Source organism: Streptomyces sp. NPDC046870 (assembly GCF_040704595.1).
GTDB lineage: Bacteria > Actinomycetota > Actinomycetes > Streptomycetales > Streptomycetaceae > Streptomyces > Streptomyces argyrophylli.
This window is the reverse complement of the sequence record NZ_JBEYXM010000004.1, coordinates 1-17,898: the sequence shown is the minus strand read 5'-3', so window position 1 is coordinate 17,898 and position 17,898 is coordinate 1. Positions and strand designations below refer to the sequence as shown.

The 17,898-nt window shown below is 73.1% G+C and carries 14 protein-coding genes; 11 read left to right on the top strand and 3 right to left on the bottom strand.

Annotation, left to right across the window (positions count from 1 at the left end; translation table 11 throughout):
* Nucleotides 1-97: 97 nt before the first annotated feature.
* Nucleotides 98-3,805, top strand: coding sequence for a glycosyltransferase (locus tag AB0946_RS11175; protein WP_366760687.1), 3,708 nt, complete (start codon nt 98-100; stop codon nt 3,803-3,805).
* Nucleotides 3,802-5,316 carry a DUF5719 family protein gene (locus AB0946_RS11170; RefSeq protein ID WP_366760306.1) on the top strand — a complete coding sequence of 505 codons (1,515 nt, stop codon included), beginning with the start codon at nt 3,802-3,804 and terminating at the stop codon, nt 5,314-5,316. The genes AB0946_RS11175 and AB0946_RS11170 overlap by 4 nt, the downstream gene beginning before the upstream one ends.
* A 68-nt stretch (nt 5,317-5,384) precedes the next feature.
* Here AB0946_RS11170 and AB0946_RS11165 read toward each other — a convergent pair whose 3' ends face one another.
* Nucleotides 5,385-5,771, bottom strand: coding sequence for a metallopeptidase family protein (locus AB0946_RS11165; protein WP_366760305.1), 387 nt, complete (start codon nt 5,769-5,771; stop codon nt 5,385-5,387).
* Between the two features lie 351 nt (nt 5,772-6,122).
* On the opposite strand from AB0946_RS11165, the gene AB0946_RS11160 reads away from it, so the two are divergent.
* From AB0946_RS11160 to AB0946_RS11135, 6 genes are all read left to right on the top strand, one after another.
* Nucleotides 6,123-6,548: a DUF3499 domain-containing protein gene (locus AB0946_RS11160; protein WP_030658212.1), complete on the top strand. Its 426-nt coding sequence runs from the start codon at nt 6,123-6,125 to the stop codon at nt 6,546-6,548.
* Between the two features lie 197 nt (nt 6,549-6,745).
* Nucleotides 6,746-8,110 carry a phosphomannomutase/phosphoglucomutase gene (locus AB0946_RS11155; RefSeq protein WP_366760304.1) on the top strand — a complete coding sequence of 455 codons (1,365 nt, stop codon included), beginning with the start codon at nt 6,746-6,748 and terminating at the stop codon, nt 8,108-8,110.
* Nucleotides 8,111-8,183: 73 nt separating this feature from the next.
* Nucleotides 8,184-8,354, top strand: a complete 171-nt coding sequence (locus AB0946_RS11150; protein ID WP_014673093.1) for a Trm112 family protein — start codon at nt 8,184-8,186, stop codon at nt 8,352-8,354.
* A 55-nt stretch (nt 8,355-8,409) separates the two neighbouring features.
* Entirely contained in the window at nt 8,410-9,537 is a 1,128-nt protein-coding gene (locus AB0946_RS11145) for an SIS domain-containing protein (protein WP_366760303.1), read from the top strand.
* Nucleotides 9,538-9,638: 101 nt separating this feature from the next.
* Entirely contained in the window at nt 9,639-10,790 is a 1,152-nt protein-coding gene (gene manA, locus AB0946_RS11140; protein ID WP_366760302.1) for a mannose-6-phosphate isomerase, class I, read from the top strand.
* A gap of 169 nt (nt 10,791-10,959) precedes the next feature.
* Nucleotides 10,960-11,940, top strand: coding sequence for a cation diffusion facilitator family transporter (locus AB0946_RS11135; RefSeq protein ID WP_366760301.1), 981 nt, complete (start codon nt 10,960-10,962; stop codon nt 11,938-11,940).
* A gap of 19 nt (nt 11,941-11,959) precedes the next feature.
* Here AB0946_RS11135 and lepB read toward each other — a convergent pair whose 3' ends face one another.
* Nucleotides 11,960-12,646 carry a signal peptidase I gene (gene lepB, locus AB0946_RS11130; RefSeq protein ID WP_366760300.1) on the bottom strand — a complete coding sequence of 229 codons (687 nt, stop codon included), beginning with the start codon at nt 12,644-12,646 and terminating at the stop codon, nt 11,960-11,962.
* Nucleotides 12,647-13,031: 385 nt separating this feature from the next.
* Between lepB and ahcY the strand changes: the two genes are divergently transcribed.
* On the top strand, nt 13,032-14,489 hold the full coding sequence (gene ahcY, locus AB0946_RS11125) for an adenosylhomocysteinase (protein ID WP_366760299.1): 1,458 nt from the start codon (nt 13,032-13,034) through the stop codon (nt 14,487-14,489).
* Between the two features lie 233 nt (nt 14,490-14,722).
* Nucleotides 14,723-15,337 carry a hypothetical protein gene (locus AB0946_RS11120; protein WP_366760298.1) on the top strand — a complete coding sequence of 205 codons (615 nt, stop codon included), beginning with the start codon at nt 14,723-14,725 and terminating at the stop codon, nt 15,335-15,337.
* Between the two features lie 56 nt (nt 15,338-15,393).
* Here AB0946_RS11120 and AB0946_RS11115 read toward each other — a convergent pair whose 3' ends face one another.
* Nucleotides 15,394-16,323 carry an RDD family protein gene (locus AB0946_RS11115; protein ID WP_366760297.1) on the bottom strand — a complete coding sequence of 310 codons (930 nt, stop codon included), beginning with the start codon at nt 16,321-16,323 and terminating at the stop codon, nt 15,394-15,396.
* A 163-nt stretch (nt 16,324-16,486) separates the two neighbouring features.
* On the opposite strand from AB0946_RS11115, the gene AB0946_RS11110 reads away from it, so the two are divergent.
* Nucleotides 16,487-17,494: a stage II sporulation protein M gene (locus tag AB0946_RS11110; RefSeq protein WP_366760296.1), complete on the top strand. Its 1,008-nt coding sequence runs from the start codon at nt 16,487-16,489 to the stop codon at nt 17,492-17,494.
* Nucleotides 17,495-17,898 lie beyond the last annotated feature (404 nt).

Sequence of the window (17,898 nt, the reverse complement as noted above, 5' to 3'; positions counted from 1 at the left end):
CCGTACCTCAGTGTCCGTGCACAGCCATACGGCGGCCCAGAGCGGCACCGCCACAGCAGCGTTCGACCCAGCCCGCCCGCCCGAGTTCCCGCGCCATGTGGTGACCGCGGTCCTCGTCTCCCACGACGGCGCCCGCTGGCTGCCCGACGCGCTCGCCGGACTGCTCGGCCAGGAGCGCCCCGTCCAGTACGCGGTGGCCGCCGACACCGGCAGCGCGGACGACTCCGCCCGGCTGCTCACCGACGCCCTCGGCGACGCCAACGTGCTGCACCTGGCCCGCCGTACCGGCTTCGGCCAGGCGGTGGAGGAGGCGAGCCGCACCGCGCCCCTCCTCACCCCGGAGGACCTGCCGTACCTCAAGCGCCCCAGCGGCTGGGACCCCGTCACGCGCACCTGGCGCGACGACGCCTACGACCTGCCCGACCTGCCGCACGGCGAGCCCGTCCAGTGGCTGTGGCTGCTGCACGACGACTGCGCCCCCGAACCCGACGCCCTCGCCCAGCTGCTGCGGGTCGTCGACAACGAACTCGACCTCGGCCGCGACGACGTCGCGGTCGTCGGCCCCAAGCTGCGCGGCTGGTACGACCGCCGCCAGCTGCTGGAGGTCGGCGTCTCCATCGCCAACTCCGGCCGCCGCTGGACCGGTCTGGACCGCCGCGAGCAGGACCAGGGCCAGCACGACCACGTCCGCACGGTGCTGTCCGTCTCCTCCGCCGGCATGCTCGTCCGCCGCGACGTCTTCGAACAGCTCGGCGGCTTCGACCGCCGGCTGCCCCTCATGCGCGACGACGTCGACCTGTGCTGGCGCGCCCACACGGCCGGCCACCGCGTCCTCGTCGCCCCCGACGCCGTCGTCCGGCACGCCGAGGCCGCCTCCCGCGAGCGCCGCACGGTCGACTGCGCCGGCCGTACCACCGCCTCCCCGCACAAGGTCGACAAGGCGGGCGCCGTCTACACCCTGCTGGTCAACACCCGTACGGCCGCGCTGCCCTGGGTCCTGCTCCGGCTCGTCCTCGGCACCGTCCTGCGCACGCTCGCCTACCTCGTCGGGAAGGTCCCCGGCCAGGCCGTCGACGAGATCCGCGGCCTGCTGAGCGTCCTGCTGCGGCCCGAGCGGATCATCGCCGCCCGGCGCACCCGCGGCCCCGCCCGGATCGACAAGGGCGAGCTGCGCCCGCTGTTCCCGCCGCCCGGCGCCACCGTCCGGGCCACCGTGGAACAGATCGCGGGCAACTTCTCCGGCGGCACCGACGGCGACACCGCCTCGGCCGGCCGGCACGGCGGCGCCGTGGAGTCCGGGCCCGGCGGCGACGACGCCGAGTTCCTGGAGGTCGAGCAGTTCGCCCGGCTCAAGCGGATCGCCCGCAGACCGGGCCCGGTGCTCTTCCTCGCCCTGCTGCTCATCTCCCTCGCCGCCTGCCGCGCCCTGCTCGCCGGCGGCGCGCTCGCCGGCGGCGCCCTGCTGCCCGTCCCGGTCGGCGCCGGCGACCTGTGGTCCCGCTACCTGGACGCCTGGCACCCGGTCGGCGCCGGCGGCAGCCCGTCCGCGCCCCCCTATCTGGCGATCGTCGCCACCTTCGCCTCGATCCTGTTCGGCTCCACCGGACTCACCGTCACCGTCCTGCTCGTCTGCTCGGTGCCGCTCGCCGGCATCACCGCCTACTTCGCCTCCCGCCCCCTGGTCACCTCCCGGCTGCTGCGCGCCTGGGCGGCCATCGCCTACGCCTTCCTGCCCGCCACCACCGGCGCCCTGGCCGGCGGCCGCGTCGGCACCGCCGTCCTCGCCGTGCTGCTGCCGCTCATCGCCCGCGCGGGCATCGCCGCGAGCGGCCTGGCCGGCCGCACCGGCGCGCGCGGCAGCTGGCGCGCCACCTGGGCGTACGCGCTGCTGCTGACCATCACCACCGCCTTCACCCCGATCGTCTGGCCCATCGCCCTGCTGCTCGGCCTCGGCGTGCTGGTGCTGCGCCGCCGCGACCTCGTCGCCCACGGCCTGCGCTTCCTCGTCCAGCTCGGCACCCCGCTGCTGCTCCTCGCCCCCTGGTCGCTGACGCTCCTGCCGACCGGCTTCTTCCGCGAGGCCGGCCTGGAGTACGGCCCCTCGGCCGCCTCCGCGCTCGACCTGCTCGGTGCCGCGCCCGGCGGCCCCGGCACCGTGCACGGCCTGATGCTCATCGGCATCGTGCTCGCCGCGCTCGCCGCCCTGCTGCGCTCCGAGCGGCAGCTCGGCATCCGCACGGCCTGGGCCGTCGCCCTGACCGGCCTCGTCTTCGCCGTCCTGTCCAACAAGTCCGCCTGGGCCGGACCGGCCACCCTCGTCTACGGCATCGCCCTGCTGGCCGCCGCCGCCCTCGGCGCCGACGGCGCACGCGCGCGCGTGGCCGAGCAGAGCTTCGGCTGGCGCCAGCCCGTCGCCGCCCTGATCGCGTTCGCCTCGGCCGCCGGCCCCCTGCTCGTCGCCGCCGGCTGGATGATCCGCGGCGCCGACGGCCCGCTGGAGCGCCGCGACCCGGCCCAGGTGCCCGCGTTCGTCGCCGAGGACTCCCGCGGCGGCGACCAGGCCCGCACCCTGATCCTCGACAGCGACTCCACCGCGCGCGTGCGCTACAGCCTGGTCCGCGGCTCCGGCGCCCGCATGGGCGACGCCGAACTCACCGCGGCCGACGGCTACAACGCCCGCCTGGACAAGACCGTCGCCAACCTCGTCGCCGGCTCCGGCGCCGACCAGGCCGACGAACTCGGCGGCTTCGCCGTGCGCTACGTCCTCGTCCACAAGGGCGCCCCGCGCGACATCACCCGCGTCCTCGACGCCACCCCCGGCCTGACCCGGCTCAGTCAGCAGCACGGCAGCGCCCTGTGGCGCGTCGACCAGGAGGTCGGCCGCGCGGCCATCGTGCCCGGCTCCGGCTCGGGCAAGGCCCAGCCGGTCAGCGCGGGACCGGTGGAGATCCACACGACGATCCCCGCCGGCTCCGGCAGCCGCGTCCTGCGCCTCGCCGACAGCGCCGACGACGGCTGGACGGCCACCCTCGACGGCAAGCCGCTCACCCGGACGACGGTCGACGGCTGGGCCCAGGGCTTCCAACTCCCCCCGGGCGGCGGCAGGCTGGACGTCACCTACGACACCCCGATCGCCCACACGGCCTGGCTGTGGGCACAGGGCGCGCTCGCCGTCGTCCTCGTCGTCCTCGCCCTGCCCGGCCGCCGCCGCGACGTCGACGACGACCTGCCCGAGGAACAGCCCCTGCCCGTCCAGGCCACCGCGGGCGAGGGCCGTCGCGCCCGCCGTCTGCGCGCCCAGGCCGAGGAGAGCGCCGCCGAGGAACAGCCCGGCACGCCCGCGTGGCCCGAGCAGCCCCCGGCCGCCGTACCGCACCAGCAGGCGTACGACACGGGGGTACCCGCGGCCGAGCCGGGCCAGGACTGGGAGGGGGACCCGGCCGCCTACGGCAACGCCGAGAACGCCGGGTACACCGAGTACGGCACGGACCCGTACCGGACCGCGACCGGCTACGACCAGCAGCCGTACCAGCACGACCCCTACCAGACGGCCCCGTACGACCCGTACGCCTACGGCGGCACCCCCGACCAGATGCCGTACGACCCGGCGGCCTACCAGCAGGGCTACGACCCGGCGTACGACCCCGACCGGCAGGGTTACGACCCCGGCCGGCAGGGTTACGACGCCGACCGGCAGGGTTACGACGCCGACCGGCAGGGCTACGACCCCGACCGGCAGGGCTATGACCCGGCCCAGCACCCCCACGGCACCGGCAGCCAGCGCCCCGACGGGAGCCAGCAGTGAACCGCACCACCCTGTCCCTGATCGCCGGCACGGCCGCGCTGGCCGCCGTCACCGCCTTCGCCGCGTTCGACCCGCCGTCGGCCTCCGGTGCCGCCGCGCCCCGGGCGGCGGCCCGGCTGCCCGTGGAGCGCACCAGCCTGCTGTGCCCGGCGCCGAGCATGTCGGACATCGCCGACACGGCGTACACGTCGTTCACGCCGGTCACCAAGGGCGCCGGGAGCGGCGGCAGGGCCCGGCTCCAGGCGGCCGCCGGGCAGTCGGCCGACGGTACGGACGGCGGGAAGGGCAAGGGCGGCAAGGGCACCGGGAAGAAGGCCGACGAGCCGGTGGTCAGCCCGAAGGCTCCGGGCACGCCGGCCACCGGCGAGACCTCCGGAGCCGAGACGCCCGCGCTCGTCGGCACCGCGGACGGCGGATTCGCGTCCGGCTGGACCGTCCAGGAGACCACCGAGGTCGCCGCGGGCACCGGCAGGGGCCTGCTGGGGGTCAACTGCACCGGTGCGGACACCGAGTTCTGGTTCCCGGGCGCCAGCACGGCCACCGGCCGCACCGACTACGTCCACCTGACCAACCCCGACGACTCGGCCGCCGTGGTCGACATCGAGCTGTACGGCAAGGACGGCCCGGTCAAGTCCCCGCTGGGGGAGAACCTCACCGTCAAACCGCACGCGAGCGAGCCCATCCTGCTCTCCACGCTCACCGACGAGCGGCAGACCGACCTGACCGTGCACGTCAGCGTGCGCAGCGGCCGGGTCGGCGCGGCCGTGCAGGCGCTGGACGACAAGGAGGGCGGCGACTGGCTGGCCGCCGCCGGCGACCCGGCCGACAGCCAGGTCCTGCCCGGCATCCCGAAGGACGCCACCGCCGTCCGCCTGGTCGCCTTCACGCCCGGCGACGACGACGCCGACCTGAAGATCCGTCTGGCCACGCCCAGCGGCCTGATCACCCCGGCCGGCCACGAGACGCTGCACGTCAAGTCCGGCATGACCACGGCGGTCGATCTCGGCGACGTCACGCGCGGCGAGGCCGGCTCGCTGTTCCTCACCCCCACCGACCGGAGCGTCCCGGTCGTCGCGGCGCTCCAGGTGGTGCGCGGCAAGGGCGGCAGCAAGGAGATGGCGTTCATCCCGGCCACGGCCGCCGTCGGCGCGCGCGCGACCTCGGCCGACAACAGCGCGAAGGGCACGACACTCGCCCTGACGGCCCCCACCGGCACGGCCACGGTCAGGGTGACGGCGTCGGCGGGCAGCGAGGGCGGGACCGCGGTGACCAAGACGTACACGCTCAAGTCCGGCACCACCCAGAACGTCGACGTACCGGTACCGGCGGGCCTGAAGGGCACGTACGCCCTCACGGTCGAACCCGTCTCCGGCGCCCCCGTCTACGCCTCCCGTACCCTCGCGGCCACCGAGGGGGGCGTCCCCGCCTTCACCGTCCAGACCCTCCCGGACGACCGCGGAACGGTGTCGGTACCACACACGGAGCAGGACCTGTCGATCCTGCAGAAGTGAGGGGCCGGGGCGGCCGATCGCCTTCAGGCGAACCCGCCCCGCCCAGCACCGGGACCGGCGCCGGCGCCCTAGTCCTCTCCGTACCGGGGGTCCACGGTCTCCGGCGTCAGCCCCAGCAGCTCGGCCACCTGCTCCACGACCACCTCGTGCACCAGCGCGGCCCGCTCGTCCCGCCCCTTGGTCCGGATCTCCACCGGCCGCCGGTACACGACCACCCGGGCTCGCCGCCCGTCCCGCGAAGGGATGACCCCGCCGAGCGGGACAGCGTCGTCCGTCCATGCCGCCTGATCCCCGCCCCCCTCCAGCCGGGGCACCTCCAGCACCAGGAAGTCGATGTCGGCCAGTTGCGGCCACCGCCGCTCGAGACGCTCCACGGAGTCCTGCACCAGGTCCGCGAACACCTCGGCGCGGCTGGCCGCCAGCGGCACCTGCGGCGGCGCGATCGGCCCTCGCATGCCCCGCCCGTGGCGATCACGGCGACGGGGCCCGGGGCCGGCGGTACGGGGCGGTACACGGTTGTCCATCACTGGTGAAGGGTAGTCCCCGTGCCCTCCGCGCGTCCGGCTCCGCGCGGCAACCGGCCCCTGCCCGCGCGTGTCACAGGATGACCATTTCAGCCAAGGTCTGGCTCGTTTCCGTAACTCTCCGAGACCGCCGAACTCAAGGCAATTGATGGCGTTTGTACCGGCTCCTGATCGGACGTGATCCCGTCCGGTACCCGCCCGGCATGCGTCCATGCAGGTCAACGAAGTCCGCTCGAAGGGGTGTGTGGGGCGTTTCACAACCCGACACGGGGGAGTGACCTGGTGGAGAGTCGTCGCGGCCCGCTCAAGAGTGCGGTACCGTCCAACGTCGTGAGCCCTGTACGTCGCTGTTCGCGCACCGCCTGCGGCCGACCCGCCGTCGCGACGCTGACGTACGTCTACGCCGACTCGACCGCGGTCCTCGGCCCGCTCGCCACCTACGCCGAACCCCACTGCTACGACCTGTGCGCCGAGCACTCCGAGCGCCTCACCGCCCCGCGCGGCTGGGAGGTCGTACGGCTCCTCGACGGCTCCGCGCCCGCGCGGCCCAGCGGGGACGATCTGGAGGCGCTCGCCAACGCCGTGCGCGAGGCGGCCCGCCCGCAGGAACGCGCGGCCGAGGCGGGCGGCGGCGGATCGCGCGCCGCCGACCCCATGGAGGTCGCCCGCCGCGGCCACCTGAGGGTCCTGCGCTCCCCGGACAACTGAGACCGTTCCGGACCTCGCCTGCCCGGCCGTGCGCCACGGCTGAACGCCACCCCACGCCATCCCCGCCCCGCGTGACGGCCCGGTCCTCCGGGCGTTACGCAAGGGGGTCCACCGGGCGTCCGGCCGGTGTCCGCGCGGGCGCCCCCGCTCCCGGCGGGTAGTTTGTGGGCACCCATAGGACTTCAGGAGGGTTGGCCGTGACTGCTGATCTGTCGCAGATCGTGAAGGCGTACGACGTGCGCGGAGTGGTCCCGGACCAGTGGGACGAGGCACTGGCCGCCCTCTTCGGCGCCGCCTTCGCCGAGGTGACGGCGGCCACGGCCATCGTCGTCGGCCACGACATGCGGCCCTCGTCCCCCGGCCTCTCCCGCGCCTTCGCGCGCGGCGCGGCGGACCGCGGTGCCGACGTCACCGAGATCGGCCTGTGCTCCACGGACCAGCTGTACTACGCCTCCGGCGCGCTGAACCTGCCGGGAGCGATGTTCACGGCCTCCCACAACCCGGCCCAGTACAACGGCATCAAGCTCTGCCGCGCGGGCGCCGCCCCCGTCGGCCAGGACACGGGCCTCGCGCAGATCCGCGAACTCGTCGAGCGCTGGCTGGCGGAGGGCGCCCCGGACCCCGTGGCCCGGCCGGGAACCCTCCTGGCGCGCGAGACGTTGGAGGACTACGCGGCGCATCTGCGCTCCCTGGTCGACCTCACCGCCATCCGCCCCCTGAAGGTCGTGGTCGACGCCGGCAACGGCATGGGCGGCCACACGGTCCCGTCGGTCTTCGCCGGCCTGCCCCTGACCCTCGTCCCGATGTACTTCGAACTGGACGGCACCTTCCCCAACCACGAGGCCAACCCGCTCGACCCGGCCAACCTCGTGGACCTGCAGAAGCGGGTCCCGGTGGAGGGCGCCGACCTGGGCATCGCCTTCGACGGCGACGCCGACCGCTGCTTCGTCGTCGACGAGCACGGCGACCCGGTCTCCCCGTCCGCGGTCACCGCGCTGGTCGCAGCCCGTGAACTGGCCCGCAACGGCGGCAAGGGCACGGTCATCCACAATCTGATCACGTCCCGCACGGTCCCGGAGGTGGTGAAGGAGAACGGCGGCACCCCCGTCCGCACCCGCGTCGGCCACTCCTTCATCAAGGCGGAGATGGCCCGCAACGGCGCGATCTTCGGCGGCGAGCACTCCGCCCACTACTACTTCAAGGACTTCTGGAACGCCGACACGGGCATGCTGGCCGCCCTGCACGTCCTCGCCGCCCTCGGCGGCCAGGAGGGCCCGCTGTCCGCCCTGGTCGCCCAGTACGACCGCTACACCGGCTCCGGCGAGATCAACTCCACCGTCGCCGACCAGTCCGCCCGACTCGCCGCGATCCGCACCGCGTATGAGGGCCGTCCCGGCATCACCCTCGACGACCTCGACGGCCTCACGGTCGCCGCGGCCGACTGGTGGTTCAACGTCCGCCCGTCCAACACCGAGCCGCTCCTGCGCCTGAACGCCGAGGCGAAGGACGAGGCCACCATGACGAAGATCCGCGACGAGGCACTGGCGATCATCAGGGGCTGAGCGGCCTGCCCATGAGCGGTACGCTGACCAGGCATATGCACAGACACCCACACGCCCTCCGAAGGGACAGCCCATGCCGCTCGAAGCCGGTCTCCTGGAGATCCTCGCCTGCCCGGCCTGCCATGCCCCTCTGAAGGAGCAGGACACCGAGCTGATCTGCACGGGCCAGGACTGCGGCCTCGCCTACCCGGTCCGCGACGGCATCCCGGTCCTGCTGGTCGACGAGGCCCGCCGCCCCGAGTGACGAGGCCCGTCACCTCGTAGCACCCCAGGATCCCGGCGATCGGAGGCTGCCGCCCATGCTGGACGAATCGCTGCTCGACACCCCGGAGGGCCTTGCCGAGGCCGACCACCGGGGTCTGCTCCGCGGCGCGGCGGAGGCCGGCGCCCGCGTCCGCACCGCCGCCCGGCACGCCACCGAGGCCGGCGTCGGCGAACTCAAGCCCGACGGCCGCCCCCGCGCGGTCCTCATCGCGGGCCCCGGCGCCGCCGCCACCCACACCGCCGACCTGCTCGGCACCCTGGCCGGCCCCGGCAGCCCCGTCGTCCGGCTCGCCCCCACCGGCGTCGCCCCGGCCGCGGGCGCCCTGCGCTGGGAACTCCCCGGCTGGGCCGGCTCCGTGGACCTGCTGCTGATCGCCACCCCGGACGGCACCGAACCGAGCCTGTCCCTCCTCGCCGACCAGGCCTACCGCCGCGGCTGCTCGGTCGTCGCCGTGGCCCCGCCCGGCACCCCGCTCGCCGAAGCGGTCGCCGGCGCGCACGGCCTGTTCGTACCGATGGCGACGGCGCCGTACGACCAGGAGGAACCGCTCGCCGCGTCCTCCCCGGGCGTCTTCTGGGCGCTGCTGACCCCGCTGCTCGCGCTCCTCGACCGGATCGGCCTGATCGCCGCACCGCCGGACGCCCTGGAAAAGGTCGCCGACCGCCTCGACCAGATCGCGGAGCGCTGCGGCCCCGCCATCGCGACCTACAGCAACGCGGCGAAGACCCTCGCCGCCGAACTCGCCGACGCGCTGCCCCTGGTGTGGACGGAAGGGGCCTCGGCCGGCCCGGCGGGCCGCCGCTTCGCCGCCGCGCTCGCCGAACTCGCCGGCCGCCCCGCCCTGGTCGCCGAACTTCCCGAGGCGCTCGCCGCGCACGGCGCCCTGCTGGCCGGCCCGCTCGCCGCCAGCGCCGACCCGGAGGACTTCTTCCGCGACCGTGTCGAGGAGCCCCCCGCGCTGCACGCGCGCGTGGTGCTGCTCCGCGACCGCCCGATCGGCGGCCTCACCGCCGCCCCCGCGGCCCGTGACGTCGCCCTCGGCCACGACACGGCGATCAGTGAACTCGAACCGGAGGAGGGCGGCGAACTGGAGACCCTCGCGGAACTGATCGCCGTCACGGATTTCGCCGCTGTTTACCTGGCGCTCGCTTCCGGCGCCTGATCCTGCTCCGGGCCGGGGTGACCCGAGCCCACCCCCGGCGCCGGCGACCGGCACGGTCGCCGGCGCCGCCGAGCGCGTACGTACGGAGACAGAGAAGACACATGGACCGCCTCGACAACACCATCCGCCCCTACGCCTGGGGCTCTCCCACCGCCATACCGCACCTCCTCGGCGTCGAGCCGACCGGAGAACCCCAGGCGGAGATGTGGATGGGCGCGCACCCGGGCGCCCCGTCGCGCACCGCGCGCGGCACCCTGGTCGAGGTCATCGATGCCGACCCGGAGCGGGAACTCGGCGCCCGCGCGGTCGCGAAGTTCGGCCCCCGCCTGCCGTTCCTGCTCAAGATCCTCGCCGCCGGCGCACCCCTGTCCCTCCAGGTGCACCCCGACCTGAAGCAGGCCGAGGAGGGATACGCCGACGAGGAGCGGCGCGGCATCCCGGCCGACGCCCCGTACCGCAACTACAAGGACGCCAACCACAAGCCCGAACTGATCTGCGCCCTCACCGAGTTCGACGGCCTGTGCGGTTTCCGCGACCCGGTCCGGGCCGCCGATCTGCTCGACGGGCTCGGCGTCGACTCCCTCAAGCCGTACGTCGACCTGCTGCACGCCCACCCGAAGGAAGCGGCCCTGCGCGAGGTCCTCACCGCGATCCTCAGCGCCGACCCGGAGGAGATGGCCCACACGGTCGCCGAGGCCGCCGCCGCCTGCACCCGCCTCGGCGGTGCCTACGCGCCCTACGCCGACATCGCCCACCACTACCCGGGCGACCCCGGCGTCATCGCGGCCATGCTGCTCAACCACGTGCGGCTCCAGCCCGGCGAGGCCCTGTTCCTCGGCGCCGGCATCCCGCACGCCTACCTCAACGGCCTCGGCGTCGAGATCATGGCCAACTCCGACAACGTCCTGCGCTGCGGCCTGACGCCCAAGCACGTCGACGTCCCCGAACTCCTGCGGATCGTCCGCTTCGAGCCGAGCGACCCCGGCGTGCTGCGCCCTGAGGCGTCGCCGGAGGGCGAGGAGGTCTACGAGACCCCGATCGACGAGTTCCGGCTCTCCCGGTACGTCCTGCCCGAGGGCGGCGCCGCCCACGACCTCACCCGGGACACCCCGCAGATCCTGCTCTGCACGGCCGGCACCGTCCGGGCGGGCGAGTACGAGCTGGGTCCGGGCCGGTCGGTCTTCGTCCCGGCCGGCGAGCGGGCGGAGATCTCGGGCGCGGGCACGGTCTTCCGCGCCACCGTCATCGTGTGACCAAGACCGTGGACGGTCTGTGGATCATATGACCGGAGTTGTGGATACCTGACGCACCAGTGCCCGGCCGGGCTGCAAGAATGATCCATCGGCAAAGGCCGGGCAAAGCCGGGCACTCGTCCGGACGGAACGCACCAGGACGACAGAGGCGAAGGGACAACGCGACCACATGAGCGCGTCAGGCGGTACCAGGGCGATCGTGGCGGCACTCGGCGCCAATCTCGCCATCGCGGCATCGAAGTTCGTGGCGTTCGCGTTCAGCGGCTCCTCCTCGATGCTCGCCGAGGGCGTCCACTCGCTCGCCGACTCCGGCAACCAGTTCCTGCTGCTCGTCGGCGGCAAGAAGGCGCAGCGACAGGCGAGCCCCCAGCACCCCTTCGGCTACGGCCGCGAGCGGTTCATCTACGCCTTCCTCGTCTCGATCGTCCTCTTCTCCATCGGCGGCATGTTCGCCATCTACGAGGGCTACGAGAAGATCCGCCACCCGCACGACCTGGAGCACTGGTACTGGCCGGTCGGCGTGCTCGTCTTCGCCATCATCGCCGAGGGCTTCTCCTTCCGCACGGCCATCAAGGAGTCCAACGGCCTGCGCGGCACGCTCTCCTGGAAGGAGTTCATCCGCCGCGCCAAGGCCCCCGAGCTGCCCGTCGTCCTGCTGGAGGACTTCGGCGCCCTCATCGGCCTGGTCCTCGCCCTCGGCGGCGTCGGCCTCTCCCTGCTCACCGGCGACGGCGTCTGGGACGGCATCGGCACCCTCTGCATCGGTGTCCTGCTCGTCCTGATCGCCCTCGTCCTGGCCGCCGAGACCAAGTCGCTGCTGCTCGGCGAGGCCGCCGGCGCCGACGACATAAAGAAGATCGAGGCCGCGATCGTCGACGGCGACACGGTCCCCCGCATCATCCACATGCGCACCCTCCACCTCGGCCCGGAGGAACTGCTGATCGCCGCCAAGATCGCCGTGCGGCACGACGACACGGCCACCGAGGTCGCGAACGCCATCAACGCCGCCGAGGCCCGCATCCGCGCCGCCGTCCCCATCGCCCGCGTCATCTACCTGGAACCGGACATCTACAGCGAGGCCGAGGCCGCCAAGGGCCCCGACCCGGCGGCGACCCCGGGCGGCCCGACCCCGCACCCCGTGGGCCACTGAGAAGCCGCGCGGTGAGCCCTCAGCCCTGAACCGGCTGCATGGGCCAGGGCGCCGGCGGCACCGTCGGCGCCTTCCGCCGCCGCACCACCAGGGCGGCGATGCCCAGCCCGGCACCGGTGAGCACCAGCAGACCGCCCACCAGCAGGGCCGTACCCAGCAGGACCGGGCCCGTACGGTCGCCCGTCACCCGCCCCCGCACGGCGTCCACCGGAACGGTCCCGCCGTGATCGGCGGCGAAGAAGCGGGAGTCCACCGAGTCGGCCCGGCGGTCACCCATCAGGAACAGCCGGCCCTGCGGCACCTTCACGTCGTACGGCCGGTGCACCCCGTCGGCGTCACCCCCGTAGACGTACGGCTCCTCGACCGGCTTGCCGTTCACGGTGACCCGCTCCTCGGAGCCCACGGTCGTGCAGCACGCCACACGGTCCCCGCCCACCCCGATCACCCGCTGCATGAAAACTCCCTCGGCCCGGTAGCGCCCCGGCATCGAGAACACCACGACGTCACCGCGCCGCACCTCGTTCCCGTCCACCCGCTCCCAGATGATCCGGTCGCCCCGCTGGTACGTCGGCTCCATGCTCCGGCTGGGCTGCGTGCCCGTGCCGTACGCGCCGCGCCCGTAGACGAAGGCGCCGCCGGCCAGCACCACACCCAGCAGCCCCACCACGAGCGCCGCGATTCCCAGTCCCCGCCCTCTGCCCGCCATGTCCGATCCTCCCCGCGCGGCCCGTCCGCGGCGCGGAGAATAGCGGTCCTTCCTGAACACTCCGTGTCCCGGGCCCACCGTGACCGCCCGGCGCACCCTCCTCCGCCACCGGCACCGGCCGACGAGACGCCCCCCCACACGACCCGTCGAATGCTCAGGCGGACTGGGGCCGACCGGGCCGACCGTGTAGCTTGGGACGGAGCCAGACGTCGCTGCTGATGGCGGTCGGGCGGTCCACGCGGACCGACCGAGGGAGAGAGGGCCTCCGACGGACTGCGCTGCGCGTACGCGGGCATGCCTGTGCCCTCTTCTCGGGCACCCCTGTGTCCGCCGCCGCGCAGACCAGCCGTACCCACCTCGAACCAACCCCGAGGAGCAGCCCGTAATGACGACTGTCGAGAACCGACAGGACTTCAAGGTCGCCGACCTCTCGCTGGCCGAGTTCGGCCGCAAGGAGATCACCCTCGCCGAGCACGAGATGCCCGGCCTGATGGCGATCCGCAAGGAGTACGCCGAGGCCCAGCCGCTCGCCGGCGCCCGCGTCACCGGCTCGCTGCACATGACCGTGCAGACCGCCGTGCTCATCGAGACCCTGGTCGCCCTCGGCGCCCGGGTCCGCTGGGCCTCCTGCAACATCTTCTCCACCCAGGACCACGCCGCCGCCGCCATCGCCGTCGGCCCGAACGGCACGCCGGACAATCCGCAGGGCGTCCCGGTCTTCGCCTGGAAGGGCGAGACCCTGGAGGAGTACTGGTGGTGCACCGAGCAGGCGCTGACCTGGCCGGACAGCCCCACCGGCGGCCCCAACATGATCCTGGACGACGGCGGCGACGCCACCCTGCTCGTCCACAAGGGCGTCGAGTACGAGAAGGCCGGTGAGGTCCCCGCCCTCGACACCGCCGAGTCCGACGAGCACCGCGTCATCCTCCAGCTGCTGCACCGCACCCTGGGCGAGAACCCCCAGAAGTGGACCCAGCTGGCCTCGGAGATCCGCGGCGTCACCGAGGAGACCACCACCGGTGTCCACCGCCTGTACGAGATGCAGCGCGACGGCGTCCTCCTCTTCCCGGCGATCAACGTCAACGACGCCGTCACCAAGTCGAAGTTCGACAACAAGTACGGCTGCCGCCACTCCCTGGTCGACGGCATCAACCGCGCCACCGACGTCCTGATCGGCGGCAAGACCGCCGTCGTCTGCGGCTACGGTGACGTGGGCAAGGGCTGCGCCGAGTCCCTGCGCGGCCAGGGTGCCCGCGTGATCGTCACCGAGATCGACCCGATCTGCGCCCTGCAGGCCGCGATGGACGGCTACCAGGTCACGACCCTCGACGAGGTCGTCGACAAGGCCGACATCTTCATCACCACGACCGGCAACAAGGACATCATCATGGCCTCGGACATGGCCAAGATGAAGCACCAGGCCATCGTCGGCAACATCGGTCATTTCGACAACGAGATCGACATGGCCGGCCTCGCCAAGGTCCCCGGCATCGTCAAGGACGAGGTCAAGCCGCAGGTCCACACCTGGACCTTCCCGGACGGCAAGAAGATCATCGTGCTGTCCGAGGGCCGCCTGCTGAACCTGGGCAACGCCACCGGCCACCCGTCGTTCGTGATGTCCAACTCCTTCGCGGACCAGACCCTGGCCCAGATCGAGCTGTTCACCAAGCCCGACGCGTATCCGATCGGCGTCTACGTGCTGCCCAAGCACCTCGACGAGAAGGTCGCCCGTCTCCACCTGGACGCGCTCGGCGTCAAGCTCACCAAGCTGCGCCCGGAGCAGGCCGCGTACATCGGCGTGGAGGTCGACGGCCCGTACAAGCCGGACCACTACCGCTACTGATCCACCGATCCCGTAGCCCGGCCCGCCGGGGGAGTGCGCCGGTGCACCGACGCACCCTCCCCGGCAGCGGGTCCACCGAGGCAGGCCCCCCGCACCCCCGTGCCGGGGGCCTGCCCTTTGGCTCTCCGAGGGCGTGCCGGGTTCCCGGGGGGCCGGGATTCTCCGGCGCCTCTCGCCGCATCGCCCGGACCACACCTGCCGGCCGGATCAGCCCGTCAAGACCCAGGACCCCCATGCCCCGCGGCCGTTATTCGCTCCACGATCCGCACGATCACACCCCCCTCGCGGACGAACACTTCCAGTGCGCCCCCGGCCCGTCCGGCTGGCGCTACGTCTCCCGGCTGACCGGCCCCGCCGGCGACCACCGCGGCTCGGTCGACCTCGCCCTGGACGACCTCGGCCGTCCCCTCCGCCTCGAACTCCACTCGGGTGACTGGCAGGTGCGCGGCGCCGCCCTCGAAGGCGTCACCTGGGTCCGCACCGACCCCACCGGCACCGAGGCCACCGAAGGCAATGTGCGCGCCCACGCCTTCACCGGCACGTCCCCCGCGTTCCTCGTCGCCACCGCCCGGCTGCTGCGCCTCACCCCCTCGTCCGCCGCGACCCGCGTACGCCTCGTGGCCTTCACCGACCCCGTCCTCGCCCCCCGCACCGTGGACCAGTCCTGGGCCCTGGTGAACAGCGAAGCACACGCCACCGACAACGGGCCGCTGACCGTGGACGAATACCAGGTCACGGCCCTGGACACCGGTGAACAGCACACCGTCCACATCGCCGGTGACGTCGTCCTCGCCGCACCCGGGATCGAACTGGAAGACCTCGAGTCACCGCCGTCGCGATTCGGCTGAACCCGGTACCCCCGGCGGCCCCGGAGGCAGGTGAGCGCGAGGGGACACGCTCCGCGCTACGCCGGCGGCGCGAACCCCGTGACCGGCCGGTCGGCGGCCTGCGGCTCGGGGGCGAGGGGGGCCCGCGGCGGTTGAGGTGTGCTTCCGTGCGCCACCGGCCGGGCTGCGGGCGCCGCCACCGGCTGTACCGCGGGTACCGCCATCGACGGAGCCAAGCCGTCGGACGGCATGCCTCCGCCCGCCCCGAACGCCTGCCGGGCCTCACGGGACTGCCGCTCGTGCACCACGGCCGCCAGGAAGGCGGCGGGAGGCAGATCCCCCGGCACCGGCGTCCCGGTCCGCTCCGCGAGGTCGGCCGCGAGCCGCTGCGCCATACCCGCCGCGACCTGCGGATCGAGCTGCTGCATCCGGGTCAGGTACTGCCGGACGGCGAGCCACAGTCCGTCCGGGACGGCAGACAGGTCCAGCCCGGCGAACCGTCCCGCGAGCCACGGCGGCGGAGGCGGAACGAATCCGGTCCGCCCGGCGGGTATCCGTTCCCGCACGACCAGGGTGCCCGCGAAGACGTCCCCGAGCCGCCGCCCCCGCGCCGAGACCAGCGAGGCGACACAGGCCACCACGCCGAACGTCATCAGGATCTCCACCACTCCGATCGCACCCCGCACCAACGCGTGCCGGAAGCGGATCGGCCCGCCGTCGTCCCGCACCACCCGGAGCCCGCACGCCAGCTTCCCCAGCGAACGCCCGTGACTGAGCGTCTCGACGGCTATCGGCCCGCCGACCAGCACCAGCAGGAACGTCGCGATCGACAGCGCCAGCTGCGCGGCCTCGTCCAGCGAAGCCGTCGACACGGCCAGCACCATCATCACGACGACGTAGGCGACCACCGCCACGACCAGGTCGAGCAACACGGCCAGCGCCCTGCTCGGCAGCTTCGCGGGCCGCAGTTCGAGCGCCACCGCCTCGCCCGTCACCAGCTCACTCATGCCCGCCGCCCTTCCCTGGTCCGCTCCCTGCACCGCAAGTCTGCCAAGCTGAGGGCGCATCGCACCGCGGTACGACAAGCTGACAGCAAGCACGAGCACCCGCCAGTACGCACGAGCACCCACGACCAGCCGTGGACGATCAGCCGAGGAGCACGCAGACCCGATGGACCTGGACGTCTTCGTCTCCGTACACCGAGCCGAATGGGACCGTCTCGACGCACTGCTCGGCCGCCGACGCCGGCTCACCGGCGCGGAAGCAGACGAACTCGTCGTCCTCTACCAGCGAACTGCCACCCACCTGTCCCTCATCCAGTCCAGTGCTCCGGACCCGCAGCTGACCGGGTGGCTCAGCAGGCTCGTGGCACGGGCGCGCAGCACCGTCGCCGGCACCAGACGCGCCTCATGGCGTGACGTCACGCGCTTCCTCGGCCGGGGCTTCCCGGCCGCCGTCTACCGCACCCGGCACTGGTGGGTGCCCACGGCGCTGGTCTCCACCGCCGTCGCCGTCCTCCTCGGCTGGTGGATCGGCACCCATCCAGAGGTGCAGTCGTCCATCGCGGCCCCCAGCCAGCTGCGCGAGCTGACCCGGCCCGGCGGTGAGTACGAGACCTACTACTCCAGCCACCCGGCAGCCGCCTTCGCGGCCCAGGTGTGGACGAACAACGCCCAAGCGGCGGCGATGTGCCTGGTCCTGGGCGTCTTCCTCGGACTGCCCGTCCTCTGGATCCTCTTCCAGAACATGCTCAACCTGGGGGTCGGCTTCGGCCTCATGTCCTCGGCGGGCCGCCTCGACACCTTCCTCGGCCTGGTCCTCCCGCACGGCCTGCTCGAACTGACCGCGGTGTTCGTCGCCGCCGGTACCGGCCTGCGCCTCGGCTGGACGGTTATCGACCCCGGCCCGCGCACCCGGCGCGGAGCGCTCGCGGAGGAGGGACGGGCCGCCGTGGGCATGGCGATCGGCCTCGCCCTGGTCCTGTTCGTCTCCGGCGCCATCGAAGGCTTCGTCACCCCCTCCGGCCTGCCGACCTGGGCCCGCATCGGCATCGGGGTCGCGGCCGAGCTGGCGTTCCTGGCGTACGTCTATGTGCTGGGCGGGCGCGCGGCACGCGCAGGTGAGACGGGTGATCTCGAAGCGATGGACCGCAGCGCCTCGGTCCCCACGGCCGCCTGAGGCCCGGCGGATGTGCACTTGGCCCCTGTGACCTGCTAATCTCCTCTTCGCCCCGCAAGAGCCGTTGACACGGAGGGAGTGGGGAGGTAGATTCAAACAGTTGCCCGGAGCTGGACAAGCTCCCTGGCGGCCGATAGAATCTATGAGCTTCCTCCGGAAGTCCCGAGTGACATTCCGAGAAGCAACCCCCCGATTACTCAGAAATGAGTGGCTGGTTCGGCCGGCCAAGAACTTCTGATAAAGTCGGAACCGCCGGAAAGGGAAACGCGAGAGCGGGAACCTGGAAAGCACCGAGGAAATCGGATCGAAAAAAGATCTGATAGAGTCGGAAACGCAAGACCGAAGGGAAGCGCCCGGAGGAAAGCCCGAGAGGGTGAGTACAAAGGAAGCGACCGTTCCTTGAG